15 protein-coding genes are annotated in these 14,269 nt (G+C 38.5%); 12 read left to right on the plus strand and 3 right to left on the minus strand.

The genetic code is table 11. From position 1 onward, the window contains the following. Nucleotides 1-63 precede the first annotated feature (63 nt). The 10 genes from WA249_RS14850 (at nt 64) to WA249_RS14895 (ending at nt 10,379) form a co-directional block, all read left to right on the plus strand. Nucleotides 64-735 (plus strand): heavy metal response regulator transcription factor, encoded by a 672-nt coding sequence (locus tag WA249_RS14850; RefSeq protein WP_336169813.1) that lies wholly within the window; start codon nt 64-66, stop codon nt 733-735. Then, entirely contained in the window at nt 732-2,135 is a 1,404-nt protein-coding gene (locus WA249_RS14855) for a heavy metal sensor histidine kinase (protein WP_336169814.1), read from the plus strand. Before WA249_RS14850 ends, WA249_RS14855 begins: the two co-directional genes overlap by 4 nt. A 96-nt stretch (nt 2,136-2,231) precedes the next feature. Continuing rightward, entirely contained in the window at nt 2,232-2,795 is a 564-nt protein-coding gene (locus WA249_RS14860; RefSeq protein ID WP_336169816.1) for a lipocalin family protein, read from the plus strand. Nucleotides 2,796-2,914: 119 nt separating this feature from the next. Then, entirely contained in the window at nt 2,915-3,886 is a 972-nt protein-coding gene (locus tag WA249_RS14865; protein WP_336169817.1) for an acyl-CoA desaturase, read from the plus strand. Continuing rightward, nucleotides 3,883-5,145: an NAD(P)/FAD-dependent oxidoreductase gene (locus WA249_RS14870; protein ID WP_336169819.1), complete on the plus strand. Its 1,263-nt coding sequence runs from the start codon at nt 3,883-3,885 to the stop codon at nt 5,143-5,145. Before WA249_RS14865 ends, WA249_RS14870 begins: the two co-directional genes overlap by 4 nt. A gap of 21 nt (nt 5,146-5,166) precedes the next feature. Further along, the gene (locus WA249_RS14875) at nt 5,167-5,958 is read left to right on the plus strand and encodes a DUF1365 domain-containing protein (protein WP_336169821.1); all 792 of its coding nucleotides are present in this window, start codon (nt 5,167-5,169) and stop codon (nt 5,956-5,958) included. Next, complete coding sequence (locus WA249_RS14880; protein WP_336169823.1) at nt 5,955-7,154, plus strand: cyclopropane-fatty-acyl-phospholipid synthase family protein; 1,200 nt, start codon at nt 5,955-5,957, stop codon at nt 7,152-7,154. The genes WA249_RS14875 and WA249_RS14880 overlap by 4 nt, the downstream gene beginning before the upstream one ends. A 29-nt stretch (nt 7,155-7,183) precedes the next feature. Then, complete coding sequence (locus WA249_RS14885) at nt 7,184-7,963, plus strand: DUF1295 domain-containing protein (RefSeq protein ID WP_336169824.1); 780 nt, start codon at nt 7,184-7,186, stop codon at nt 7,961-7,963. 8 nt (nt 7,964-7,971) lie between these two features. Continuing rightward, on the plus strand, nt 7,972-9,021 hold the full coding sequence (locus WA249_RS14890; protein WP_336169825.1) for an SAM-dependent methyltransferase: 1,050 nt from the start codon (nt 7,972-7,974) through the stop codon (nt 9,019-9,021). A gap of 29 nt (nt 9,022-9,050) precedes the next feature. Then, nucleotides 9,051-10,379 (plus strand): sensor histidine kinase, encoded by a 1,329-nt coding sequence (locus tag WA249_RS14895; RefSeq protein WP_336169826.1) that lies wholly within the window; start codon nt 9,051-9,053, stop codon nt 10,377-10,379. Here WA249_RS14895 and WA249_RS14900 read toward each other — a convergent pair. From WA249_RS14900 to WA249_RS14910, 3 genes are read right to left on the minus strand one after another with little or no spacing between them, the layout of a single operon-like run. Further along, the gene (locus tag WA249_RS14900) at nt 10,376-11,071 is read right to left on the minus strand and encodes a response regulator transcription factor (RefSeq protein WP_336169827.1); all 696 of its coding nucleotides are present in this window, start codon (nt 11,069-11,071) and stop codon (nt 10,376-10,378) included. The two genes, WA249_RS14895 and WA249_RS14900, sit on opposite strands and share 4 nt — an antisense overlap. 17 nt (nt 11,072-11,088) lie before the next feature. Next, nucleotides 11,089-11,583 carry a chalcone isomerase family protein gene (locus WA249_RS14905; protein WP_336169829.1) on the minus strand — a complete coding sequence of 165 codons (495 nt, stop codon included), beginning with the start codon at nt 11,581-11,583 and terminating at the stop codon, nt 11,089-11,091. Beyond that, a complete protein-coding gene (locus tag WA249_RS14910) occupies nt 11,550-12,122 on the minus strand; it encodes a nuclear transport factor 2 family protein (protein WP_336169831.1) in 573 nt (190 codons plus the stop codon). The genes WA249_RS14905 and WA249_RS14910 overlap by 34 nt, the downstream gene beginning before the upstream one ends. A gap of 279 nt (nt 12,123-12,401) precedes the next feature. Here WA249_RS14910 and WA249_RS14915 point away from each other — a divergent pair, with 279 nt between their 5' ends. Together WA249_RS14915 and WA249_RS14920 are read left to right on the plus strand one after the other, a co-directional pair. Next, nucleotides 12,402-13,145: an aspartate/glutamate racemase family protein gene (locus tag WA249_RS14915; protein ID WP_336169832.1), complete on the plus strand. Its 744-nt coding sequence runs from the start codon at nt 12,402-12,404 to the stop codon at nt 13,143-13,145. A gap of 136 nt (nt 13,146-13,281) precedes the next feature. Further along, nucleotides 13,282-14,268: a quinone oxidoreductase family protein gene (locus tag WA249_RS14920; RefSeq protein WP_336169834.1), complete on the plus strand. Its 987-nt coding sequence runs from the start codon at nt 13,282-13,284 to the stop codon at nt 14,266-14,268. Nucleotide 14,269: the final 1 nt, after the last annotated feature.

Here is a 14,269-nt window from a genome sequence, read left to right on the forward strand (position 1 = left end):
GCTTAACTTCAAGCGTGACAATCACATTACAAAGTTGTCATCTTTCAAATGAGTCTCTACAAAATGCGTATCCTTATTATTGAAGACGAGATCAAGATCGCCACTTATTTGGTCAAAGGATTAAAAGAGTCTGGATATCAAGCGGAGTGTGTTCACTTAGGGCTTCAAGGTTTGGAAATACTAAAGAGAGATCAATATGACTTGCTTATTCTTGATGTGATGTTGCCGGACATAGACGGTTGGAGCGTATTACAAGTACTACGCCAGTTTTCAAAAATTCCAGTGATTTTCTTAACGGCAAAAGATCAGGTAATGGATAGAGTGAAAGGTTTGGAGTTGGGTGCAGACGATTACTTGGCTAAACCATTTTCCTATATTGAACTGTTGGCACGTATTAAAAGTCTGTTAAGAAGACAGCAATATCTGCAAGAAAACGAGTTGTCTATTAGCGATTTAAAAATGGATGTGGTCGCTCATAAAGTATGGCGTAGTGGCAACTTAATTGAGCTGAGTAAGACCGAATTTAATTTGTTGCGTTACATGTTGCTCAACAAAGAACAAATCGTGACGCGCAGACAAATTGGTTCCGAAGTTTGGAATATTAACTTTGACACCGATACCAACTTTATTGACGTTGCAGTACGCCGTTTACGAAGCAAAATTGATGAAGGATATGAGTTAAAACTCATTCATACCATCCGTGGCTTGGGCTATAAAATTTCGGTTAGCTTATGAACTTTAAATTTCTGCGTTCTCTTGAAGTCCGTATTACATTATTGGTCACGCTTTGTTCTGCCTTAATTTTATGTTCAGTCGGCTTTATGACCTATTTAGGCATTAACCAGATTTTATTAAAGCAGCAAGATAAAGCTTTAGCAGACAGAATTAACCGTTTGGAAATTTTGCTGCAAGATAGTGAAAATGTAGAGCAAATCATTGCGCGGCCTAAGCTGTATCAAAACATGCTTGGCAACCAAGACAACTTGTTTCTGCTTATTCATAAAGACTCAACTTTAATTAATATCAATCCACTTCGCATTCAACTGCCTAAACTTGCACAGCGCGACAGCCTTCAATTTCAAGATTTAGTTAACAACTCATATCCAACACGAATTGCTTGGAAAACCATAAAAATTAATAACGAGCCTTATCTACTCATTGCAGGTAAACAGTGGTCGGAACGCATCAATATTCTTTTACCTTTTCAAGAAAGTCTCTTGATGTATGTGGTCGGGGGCGTGTTTTCAATCTTTTTGCTTTGCATTTTAGCGTGTCACCTAGGTTTAAGGTCGCTACAACAACTTCGTAAGCAAACTCATTCTATTAACGTAAATCAGCTACAGAAACGATTAAACCTCTCAAATTCACCTTTAGAAGTTGAGCTACTTTCAAAAGATATTAACCACATGCTTGAGCGTATTGAAAAGGGTTATACGCAGCTCAACCGCTTTTCTGAGGATATTGCTCATGAGTTCCGTACGCCTTTAAATAATCTGATTGGGCAAACCGAGATTGCTTTAACTGGCGAACGCTCAGTTGAGCAATATGAAGATTTGCTGGTGTCTCATTTGGATGATTACCACAGATTAAAACGCATGATTGATAGCATGCTTTTTTTAGCAAGAGCCGATCAAAAAATGGTTCTTGTAAACAAACAAGAAATAAACCTCCAAGATGTTATAGATAGCCTATGCCAGATTTTTGAATATCAGGCCGAGGAACAAGAATATTATTTTAGTTTCAACTTAGAAGCCCAGAAGTTATTTGCAGATCCAGAGTTATTTCAAAGAGCCGTTTACAATCTCATTTTAAATGCGCTGGTACATGGTGGTGACAAGCGAACTATTTATATCGCCACTAAGCATAAGATGAGTGAGCATAGGCAATGGGTCAGCCTGACAGTGGTAACGGGTGGGGTTTCAATTGCTGAACATCAACTCGAATATGTCTTTGAAAGATTTTACCAATGCCACTCAAGTCGAAGTGATGAGAACCAGACAGGTGGATTAGGTCTCTCTATTGTTGCTTCAATTATGGATCTACATCATGGCCTCTATCGAGTTTATAACACGGTCGAAGGTGTGTGCTTTGAGCTTGATTTTCTAGTTGTAGATGCTCCAAATAAATACAATTAAATCCTTATTAATGTTCCTTAATTTTTAAAATTCACACTTTGTTCACAGCCCTCTGGCGTATGTTTAAACGTATGAAATAAACAGAAGAGGGTAGTCATGAAATTATTATTTAAGTCACTTGTCATCAGCAGTAGTCTTGCAGCGGCCAGCTTAATCCTTCCTTTGAGTACTTATGCAGACACGACCACTAAACCTGTCGCTGTTGATTCTATCGATATTAATAAATACGCAGGTAAGTGGTATGAGATTGCGCATTTACCTATGTTTTTTCAGCGTAATTGTGTAGCAAATACAACTGCAAACTATTCCATTAACGCAGACAAAACCGTTGGTGTTTTAAATAGTTGTACCAACAAAGATGGCAAAATGATTTCATCTGAAGGCGTTGCTTATTCGCAAAATGAAGGCAACAGTAAATTAAAAGTGAGCTTTTTACCTTCTGGCCTAAGATGGATTCCTTTTACAAAAGGCGATTACTGGGTTTTAAGAGTTGACCAAGATTATCAGGTCGCTTTAGTGGGTGGCCCAAGCCAGAAATATTTATGGATTCTTTCTCGTGGTCCTCAAATTGATGAGGCGACATATCAGTCTTATCTGCAAACCGCAAAAAGCTATGGCTACGACGTTTCTAAACTTGTTAAGACCACACAGACTAAATAGCGAAGTGCTGGTTGCGTAGATGCATATATTTATCTCGTAACCGAGTGAACTTCACATAAAATTCATTGCGCATTTTCTAAATTAGAACCAAAAGAAATGCTTTAGATCAGGAAGAATCAATGTCTAAATTTTTTCTGCGCTGGATCGATAGCTGGTCAGATTCAGAAAATGCGCAAGTGGATACTTCTGGCGAATATGTCATTGAAAAGAACATTCAATGGTTAAGAATAATTCCTTTTATTTTATTGCATATCGCTTGTTTAACTGTGTTTTGGGTGGGCGTATCTTGGTTTGCAGTTGTCTTCATGCTGGGGTTTTACTTTCTTCGCATGTTTGCAATTACTGCTTTTTTTCACCGCTATCTTTCACATAAAACTTTTCAAACATCACGTATTGTTCAATTCATTTTTATACTGATCGGAACCATGAGTGCACAGCGTGGGCCGTTATGGTGGGCAGCACATCACCGTTATCACCATCACTTTACCGACACCGATCAGGACCCGCATTCAGCGAAAGCAGGCTTCTGGTATTCGCATGTAGGCTGGTTTTTAAATGAGCAGAATTTTGCTACTCGAAAAAAAGTGATTAAAGACTGGTTGAAATATCCTGAGCTGATTTGGCTTGACCGATTTAGTTTGCCTATTGTGATTTTTACAGCTTTGGCAATTTATGGTTTTGGTTCGTGGCTTGCGCAACATTTCCCTGAGTTGGGAACCAATGGTTTACAGCTTTTGGTGTGGGGATTTGTGATTTCTACCGTTCTATTAACGCATGCAACCTTATGTATTAATTCACTCGCGCATCGTTATGGTTCACGAGAGTTTAATACTCCAGATGACAGCCGTAATAACTTTTTACTTTCTTTAATTACCTTGGGTGAAGGATGGCACAACAACCATCACTTTTACTCAGGCAGTGTGCGTCAAGGCTTTTATTGGTGGCAGATTGATATTAGCTTTTATGTGCTCAAACTGATGTCTTTATTGGGTTTGGTATGGGGGTTAAAGCCAGTACCAGCGAAGGTTTATCAATATAAAAAGATTAAAGATCTACCGATAGAAAAAATTGAAAATGGGGAAGTGTTATGAAAATTGCCATTCTGGGTTCGGGTATATCGGGACTTTATGCTGCATGGAAATTGTCAAAACAACATCAAGTTACCGTATATGAAAAAAATAACTATTTTGGTGGTCATTCTGACACTCATGAGCTGGATATAGAGGGCGATAAAGTTGCGGTAGATAGTGGTTTTATCGTATTTAATGACTACAACTATCCGTTATTTACCGACATGCTTAAAAAATTAGGCGTAGAAACTCAAAGTAGCGATATGAGTTTTTCGGTAAATAATCTGGTGAGTGGACTTCAATACAATCCTTCAAAAAAATGGTCACTCTTTGCCCGTCCGCAGAACTTTTTAAATCGTAAATTTCTGCAAATGCTCTCAGATTTGCTGCGTTTTTATGATGATAATAAAGATATAGATGTTGCAGATATTGATCCTAATTTATCGATTGAAGAATATTTAGACCTCCACAAATATAGTTATGAGTTCCGTTATGAGCATCTTTATCCGATGTGCGGCGCTTTATGGTCGGCACCTGTTGAGCAAGTAGGACAAATTCCATATCGATTTGTGGTGAGCTTTTTTCAACATCACCGCATGTTACAGCTAAAAGAGCGGCCACAATGGCAAACGGTTAAACACGGCTCAGCAAGCTATATTCGTGCTATTCAAAAGAATTGCCCATCCATTGAGTGGAAATTTGCAGAAGTAAAAGGTGTGAGCCGTTCACAAGAAACTGTGTTTATCGAAACGACTGAAGGGCAAGCCGAATATGACTGGGTGATTTTCGCAAGCCATGCGGACGATAGCCTAAGTTTAATTAAAGATGTGTCAGAACTTGAACAGGAAATATTAAGTCAATTTATCTATCAAGATAATCACATGGTGGTTCACCGTGATCTTTCAATTATGCCTAAAAGCCGTTTGCAGTGGGCAAGCTGGCATGTCCATGTAACTTCTGCATCTCAAGTTCAAAACGAAGTATCCGACATACATTATGGTTTTACCTACTGGATGAACAATTTGCAGAATTTATCCTGCGCTACTCAGATTTTTTCTACGTTAAATCCGAATATGAAAATTAAAGCTGAAGACATCTTGGTTGAGCGTAAATATCGTCATCCTGTATTTGATGCAAAAGCAATTCAAGCTCAATCTCGTTGGCAAGAAATTAATGGACAGAATCGGACTTCATTTTGTGGAGCGTATTGGGGCTGGGGCTTTCACGAAGATGGTGCCCGCAGTGCAGCACGTGTTGTAGAGCAACTCTTAGCGTTATAAAAATAGGTAAGGAGCTTTCAAATGTTATTAAATAAACTTGCTATCGCTCCTGCACTTATTCGTCACAGACGCTATAGCCCGAAACAGCATGAGTTTACATCGACCTTAAATTATTTATGGTTCGATCCAGATCAATTAGATGATATTACAAAAGATTGTTCACTTTGGTCGACCGATCATTGGAATGTACTAACACTATCTGAAAAAGATTTTTTAAACATGTATCGGGGTTCTATAAAGGATCGAGTCGAGAAAGCGATACTGCAAAATAACAACTCACATCTTCGGCCAGACTGGCAAATCAGAGTCTTGGCTTTACCTCGTTGTTTAGGTTTTAGGTTTAACTCGGTCGTATTTTATTTTGTTTTAAATAAAACCGGAAAACCCGTATTTATTGTCAGTGAAATTACCAACACCCCTTGGAATGAAAGAAAAGTTTACATACACGACTGCTCAAAACAACAAAAAAATATGGGTGATTATCAGAGTTTTGATTTTCATTTTGAAAAATCATTTCATGTTTCGCCGTTCATGCCCATGCAGTTGACTTACCACTGGCGGTTTAGTTTTTCAGATCAGCAAAATGTCATTCACATGCAGCTCTTTGAAGAGCAAAAACAAGTGTTTGATGCAACTATGCGGTTTGAACTTGTGCCCATCACATTTCCTTCACAGCAGTATCGATATGCTCTTATGAACAGCCTGGCCCCTTTTAAAATGTTGTTTTCAATATATTTAGAGGCATTTAAGTTGTGGCGAAAAAAAGTTCCATTTTATCGTCATCCTAAAAAGATCAAGGTAGATAAGACATGATAAAAACATTTCTTTATGGTGAAGATGACTCACTACCGTTACTGCTCAAGAGTCTTCTTAAATTACGTCATGGACAGATTACTTTTCAGGGCGCGTGGAGTGGTACGGTTGGCGAGGTTTCAGACTTACATGCAGTGATTGAAGTTCGCAATCCTCTACTGATGGATCTGATTTTAAAAAATGGAGTTTTAGGGGCAGCAGAAGGCTATATCCGTGGTGACTGGAGTAGCGAGCAACTTGTAGAGTTGGTTCAGATCTTGGCACGTAATCGAGACGTATTGGACCAGTTCAACCAGAATGTTATTGCACAAGCAAGTCAGCTTTTTCTTAAAGCTTGGTATAAAAATAGAAAGAATTCTTTAAGCGGTAGCCGTAAAAATATTGCTGAGCATTACGACTTAAGCAATGACTTTTTTAAATTATTTCTAGATCCATCTTTAATGTATTCGAGCGCATTTTTTGAAAATGAAAATATGACACTCGAAGACGCATCTGATTTAAAAAAAGAGCTCATCTGTAAAAAGTTAGATTTAAAGCCATTGGATCATTTGGTTGAAATCGGAAGTGGTTGGGGCGGTTTTGCTATTTATGCGGCTCAACATTACGGCTGTAGAGTGACCACCATTACCATTTCACAAGCTCAATACGATGAAGCCGTGACTCGTGTAAATGAAGCAGGCTTGGCACATCGAATTGATGTGCAACTCAAAGATTACCGCTTGCTAGAAGGAAAGTTCGATAAGCTAGTTTCAATTGAAATGGTTGAGGCCGTTGGTGCGCAATATTTATCGACATACTTTGATCAGTGTAAAGCACTATTAAAACCCAAAGGTCTAGCCTTTATTCAAGCCATAACCATTGAAGATTTCCGTTATAAAAAAGCATTAAATACAGTTGATTATATTAAGAGGTATATCTTCCCTGGTAGCTTTATTCCTAGCGCGAGTGTATTGACTCAAACAGCCTCTGAGAGTGGTTTAAGGCTAAAGCATTTAAATGATATCGGTTTAAGTTATGCACAAACAATTCATCACTGGCGAGCACGGTTTTTAACCGCACGAGAAGAAGTATTGGCTCTGGGTTTCGATGAAAACTTCATTCGCATGTGGGATTTCTATTTATGTTATTGCGAGGGTGGTTTTAAAGAAGGCGTGATAAGCAATGTTCACTTGTTGTTTGAGAGTGCTAGTTACTAACTCAAACAGCTCAAGTAGGGAGACTGCTGATGTTTTGGAATTTACTGATTCTAGATTTAATGATCATGTTGCTGAGCTGGCTACTTGCTACTCTAAATGGCCGAGCTGGAATTGTAGATGCCGCATGGAGTTTTTGTCTGGCAGTAAACATTATTGTGTCTTCTTTACTCATTTCAGTTGCTCCTGTTGAAGTGCGTCTGTTTATTGGTATTTTTAGCGGCTTATGGTTTCTAAGATTATTTTGGCATCTGTTAAGACGTTATCAATCTGAACAAAAAGAAGATGGTCGCTATGCAAACATGCGTCAGGCCATGGGAAAGTTTCAGCATTTTGGCTTCTTCTTATTTTTTATCTTTCAAACACTTTTAGTGCTTTTGTTCTTCTTACCAATGTGGACGCTACTCAATGTAGAAGCAACTGAATGGAGTAGTGGATATAAAGTCACTTTAGTGATTGCAGCCGTCATCATGGCGATTGCCTTTATTGGAGAGCAGATCGCTGATCAGCAATTATATCGCTTTAAATTAAATCCAGATCATCATGGGAAAACCATGGATCAGGGTTTATGGCGTTATTCACGTCACCCCAATTATTTTTTTGAATGGTTACATTGGTTTGCCTATCCAATCATTGGTTTAGCGGCAGGCCAATATTTATTGTGGATTTATCCGTTACTGATGTGGCTGTTTTTATATTACGTCACGGGTATTCCATTTAGTGAAAAACAAGCAATTAAAAGTCGCGGTCAAAATTATCGTGATTATCAGCAAAAAACATCAATGTTTATTCCGCGAAAACCCAAAAAATAGGTGCGCATATGGATTTTATTGTTCATCAGTCTTTGAAAATTGTTGAAAGTGGTGTACTTCCAGATCATGCAATTCGAGCTGCAATCCGTGCTTTAAGCAAAAAACGCTTAATTCAAGAAGGCCGTTATGACCCTGAACAAGGGGCGCAGCGATACATGGATGTGCTTAATATGCTGAAGAAGAGCGAAATTGCTGTGGAAACGGACAAGGCAAACGAGCAGCACTATGAATTGCCGACCGAGTTTTTTCAGGCGGTGCTTGGAAAAAGACTTAAATATAGTGCATGTTATTTTCCGACTAAAACAACAACTTTAGATGAGGCGGAAGAGCTCGCACTTCAGCTTTATTGTGAAAGAGCACAACTTAAAAATGGCCAACACATTTTAGAGTTAGGCTGTGGCTGGGGTTCTTTAACCTTGTGGATGGCAGAAAACTATCCGCGCTCACAGATTACTGCTGTTTCAAACTCTGCAACCCAGAAAAAGCATATTCTTGGGCAAGCAAAGTTGAAGGGTTTAAACAATATTGAAGTGGTCACATGTGATGTGAATGTGCTCGAATTAGACCAAGATCAATTTGATCGGGTTGTATCGGTTGAAATGTTTGAACACGTTCGTAACTATCAACGTCTTTTTGAGAAAATTCAGGGATGGTTGAAGGCAGATGGGCTACTTTGGTGTCATATTTTTTGCCATCGCTTTTTACATTATCCTTTTGAAGTAAAATCAGATTATGATTGGATGTCCAAGTATTTCTTTACTGGCGGTTTAATGCCTGCGACGTCAACTTTTTTGCATTTTCAAGAGCATTTAGAATTGGCTCAACAGTGGCAGTGGTCGGGTGAGCACTACATGAGAACTGCAAATGCTTGGCTTGATAATATGGATAATCAAGAAGTTGAATTGAAGCCTCTGTTTAAAAAAATCTATGGAAAAGATGCCAATATTTGGTGGCAACGTTGGCGTATTTTCTTCATGGCTTGTGCTGAGCTGTTTGGTTTTGAGCAAGGACAAGAATGGGTAATTGGTCACTTTTTATTTAGAAAGAGATCATTGTAATTTCTACAGCCTATCCCGGCGATAAAGATATGATAAAAACTCGAAACGATGGCAAAGCGAGTCATCCATTAGCCCAAATGTTCAATCGATATTATTGGTTGCAGATTGGTCTGATTGCATTATCGATCGTGGTCGGGTTGGCTTGTAGTGCTTGGGTTATTAAAGGTTCTTTACTTAAAACTGCTTTAGAGCAGGAAATGGAACATTACTGGTTACGAATCGAGCGTAATCCAAATGCAGATTTACCAGATACCAAAAATTTATATGGATATCGGTGGAACACAGAGGTCGCACCTCAACCTTTTAAAGACATGCGTTTAGAAAGTGGTGTGCACCGAGTATTTGTTGATGGTAAAGAACGGATGACGGTCTATGGTGAGCATAACGGTCAGCATGTTCTATTAGTATTTGGCGAAAGTAATGTCAATAAGCTGATCTGGTTATTTGGACTTGCTCCACTCATGTTCAGTTTATCTGTTTTATATAGTTTTTTATGGTGGTCAAACCGAAGAGCAAGACGCTATTTTTCCCCAATTACGCGTTTAGCGAATGCCTTAGAAAATATTGATTGGGCACATCAAGACACTCAAGCTTCTCCTTTTAGAGATATTAATACCAATGGCAATATGGAAGCAGAATATCTCAAACAAGCCTTGGAAAAATATCATCAGGTTTTAAGCGATTTTATTCGACGCGAAAGGGAGTTTACTGGAGATGTGAGTCATGAGTTACGAACTCCGCTCACAATCTTAAAGGGCAATGTGCAACTGTGTCAGGCGAAATATGGAGAGGATAAAGCCTTAGTTCGGCTTCATAATACAATTGAGGATATGCAGTTATTAGTCGATACCTTACTGGCAATCGCACGTAATACAGTAAAAAGTTTACCATCTGAAAAGAATTTTTTATCCAGAATTGTGAAGGATTTAGTCGAAAGTTTAGATGCGGTCAGCGAGAGTAAGGGCATACATATTCATATTCAACCCGATCTTTCTGAACAGCCGCGTTGGTTATATCCCTCTATGACACAAATGGTGTTAAGCAATATTTTACGTAATGCGCTGAACTATTCTCAAGGCTCACAAATCGACATCATTCAACAAAAAAACAGCCTAATTATTGCAGATAATGGAATTGGAATTTCTTTACCTAACGATGTGAAAGTACAAGAGCTCAGCGATTCACAACTCTCGCTAAAGGCTAAAGGCCATGGAATTGGTTTGCAATTGGTGCAAAAGCTTTGCAAACAATTAGGATGGCGAGTCGAGTTATTTGATCGACAATACTATTTAACTACCCATCCTGAACTCGATTTGGAACCGACCACGGGCTTAATTGTTGTGGTCTATTTGAGTTAACTTGTAGAACTATCTAAAGCAATTTTTAAACCGACACCTGCTACTGTGTGTAATAGTTTAGGGTCAAAAGGTTTATCAACCATTTTTCTTAAGTTATAGATATGACTTCGTAACGCATCACTTTCAGGTTCTTCGTCGCCCCATAGCTCCATCATCAGTTCTTGTTTTGTCACTACTTTAGGAGACTGACGCATCAAAATTTTTAATAGTTTAAATTGAATAGGGGGTAACTCAATATTATTTCCGGCACGAACCACAGTTTGAGTTGCACTATCAAGAATTAAGTCATGAATTTGAATTTTATGATGAGTAACTTCACCAGCTGCTCTTTTTATTAATGCACGAATCCGCATCACTAATTCATTAAAATCAAAAGGTTTTACCAAATAATCATCTGTGCCAGCAGTAAAGCCTTTAAGTTTATCATCTAAAGTATCTCTTGCTGTTAGCATAAGAACGGGAATATCAACACCTTGTTCGGTGCGTAGCCAGTTGCACAGGTCATAACCAGAGCCATCGGGCAAATTTATATCGAGCAGCAAAAGATGATAATGCTGAGATTTAAGAAGAGTCCGTGCAGCATCTAAATTACGTGCATGATCGACGACATAACCATGCACTTCAAGAAATTCGCAGACCGTTGCTGCAAGTTCGAAATGGTCCTCAACCATGAGGATAAAATGATTACCCATAAGATTTTATTAAGCCATTAATTTAATAATTGTTGTTTTAATTTAGCATTAAATGGTTCGCTACCAAACCAGATTTTAAAATATTGATTTGCATTCGGATTGTTTAAAGAACCGAGTAGCTTCTGGTTTAATTTGAGTTCTAGTTTTTGATTTTCGTGCTGATAATACAAACTATATAAGTCTCCATTTTTGATGGGTCTATAAAGTTCATTAATATGATTAAGTGGAGATTTTGCATCAAAGCCGCTAACATTTTTCTTCAAAAAGTGGGTTGCTGCGCGTTTAAATGCCCACTCGGGAATATCGCGGTTATAGCTAAAATCCATTTTGATGCTTTGGCTCTGCCAATTTTTTAGGCAATCTTCAGCAAAGTAACTGACATTTCCAACCTTTTTGCTCGTCACCATTAAAGGCGCTGAACTGCATTTTTTTAGTTCAGCCGCATTCGCTTGAGATACGATTAAGATTCCCAGAAATATCAAGATTCGACTTTTTTGAACGGTAATACCCATTTATATACTCCTCCGAATATGGGTAAAGAACGGTAAAGGCCATTCGCTGGGTCCCAATAATCTTGCTGGAAAATAATTTTTTGTTGGTCATTAATCTTAATTTGACTAATTCCATAAGAAGCCATAGTTTTTGAGCGACCTAGCATTTTAAAGTCATAGGTCATGTACCAATGAATGTAGGCTGTATCTTGGTGATGAGTTGCACTAATGAGTTTTACAGTGACATTACTCACTCGGACATTCATACCTTCAAAATGCTTAATCAGATCTTTTTTCTGAGAGAACTGTGAGAGTGTATCGTTGATATAAAGTTGATCAGCGTAAAGATGACTCGCGTTATTCACAAAAGAAGGGGTGCCAAGCGTATTAAATGCGGCAACAAAACGATTGCCGATATCTAACGCCTGTTGGTCATTTAATTCTATTCCAGTAATTTTTTGTTCGGCTTTGGCGTAGTCGCCCGAGTAGCTAGGCACACTTTTACACGCTGTTAAACCTACCAAGGTAATCAGCCCTAGGGCTGTAGTTATAATTTTCATGTCTATATCCGAGCCAACTTTATAAGATTAAATTAAAGAGCTAGTCGTGAAGTTTGCGTGAATTCTTATGTTTTATGATTTGGGTTTTATTAGGGTGTTTTATGTTTTGGAAATTTTATCAATTAGGTCTATTCAACTTAGAAATTTCTCTGGACTCCACAGCTTTTTATATTAATAAATAGGAGAAGCTAGAAAAAATTTAATAAAGCAATTTTATTCTAGCTGCACTTTACTCATAAGAGATATAGATAAGTTTTGTATAAATAGAAGGATTCAATAATGAAAACAATCGGCTTATTAGGCGGAATGAGTTGGGAGTCTACAGCACTTTATTATCAGCAAATCAATAAAATGGTTCATCATAAATTAGGAAAATTACACTCTGCTAAGGTCATTATTAATAGTGTCGATTTTGAAGAAATAGCAGCTTTGCAAGCGAAGGGTTTATGGCAAGAAGCTGGCGCGTATTTAGCTGAGCAAGCACAAAATTTAGAAAAGGCAGGGGCTGATTGTATTTTGGTGTGTACCAATACCATGCATAAAATTGCACCGCAGATTGAGGATGCTATTATGGTTCCTTTTATACACATTGCCGATGCGACAGCAAAAGAAATTGTGAGTCAAGACATTGGTAAAGTCGCACTCTTGGGGACAGCTTTTACAATGGAGCAAGATTTTTATAAAGCTCGATTACAGGATCATGGAATTGATGTGATTATTCCAAATGAAGCCGACCGAAAGATAGTACATCGTATTATTTATGAAGAACTTTGTTTAGGTGTGATTAACCCCGATTCAAGGCAAAAATACGAGACTATTGTAGAGGCGCTCATAGCTGAAGGTGTAGAAGGAATTATCTTGGGTTGTACCGAAATTTGTATGTTGATTGGTGAGCTTAAATTCTCGGTTCCTTTATTTGATACAACCGCCATTCATGCAAAAGAGGCAGTCAGTTTTAGCTTAAATGAAAATAAAAACTCTAATAGCATTGATCTAGCGATGCCTGCTGCGAATATTCTTTAGCAATATTTCGAATATCCTTTGTCATTAATCGTTAAGCCTGTGTCGTCAAATGTAAAGTGGCCCATGTCCTTCTTATTGTAGTTTTAGTTATTGCTTTTATAGGCACTTAATAAAAAACCAAAATATGGAATAGGACATGACGTTGACGAAAGCTATACGTTTCTATGGAACAGGAACGCCAGAAGTAATGCGCTATGAAGACGTAGAAGTAGGAGACCCAAAAGCAGGGGAAGTACGTCTACGTCATGTGGCAGTCGGTTTAAATTATGCCGATACATATTTTCGTAATGGAACATATAAAATTCCAATGCCTAATGGCATGGGCGTTGAGGCTTCAGGCGTAGTGGAAGCCTTAGGTGAAGGCGTGACTCAGGTCAAAGTAGGTGATCGAGTTACTTATACAGGTTTTTTAAATACGTTAGGTGCATATAGTACCCACCGTCTAATTCCAGCAAATGCTTTAATTAAATTACCCGAAGAAATTTCTTGTGAAACAGCGGCTGCCATGACCATGAGAGGGCTGACTGCTGCTTATTTAATGCGCCGTATTTATGACTTTAAAGCGGGCGATTCAATTTTATTACATGCAGCCGCAGGTGGTGTTGGGCTGATCGTTTCTCAATGGGCTAAATTACTTGGCTTGACTGTTATTGGTACCACATCTTCAGAAGAAAAGGCTGCCGTAGCGCGAGCTCATGGTTGTGATCATGTTATTAACTACAGCTATGAAAATGTTGCTGAGCGCGTACGTGAGTTAACAGGCGGCGTGGGTGTAAATGTCGTTTTCGATAGTGTTGGCCAAGCCACTTTTATGAGTTCATTAGACTCTCTCAAGCGCCGTGGTTTGTTGGTCTGCGTAGGAACAGCGTCTGGTCCAATTCCTGCTTTTGATCCGGTATTACTCGCCGTGAAAGGATCATTGTTTGTCACACGTCCAGCTTTGGCAGATTACATTGCAGATCCTGCCGAGAAGAAAGAACTGGCAAATGAATTATTTGATCATGTTCGACATGGACGAATCAAAATTGAAATTAATCAGCGCTATGAGCTAAAGGATGCCGTGCAAGCTCATCGTGATTTGGAAGCACGTAAAACAATAGGTTCATCAATCTTTGTAATTTGAA

The sequence above is a fragment of the Acinetobacter sp. 161(2023) genome, from assembly GCF_037027805.1.
GTDB lineage: Bacteria > Pseudomonadota > Gammaproteobacteria > Pseudomonadales > Moraxellaceae > Acinetobacter.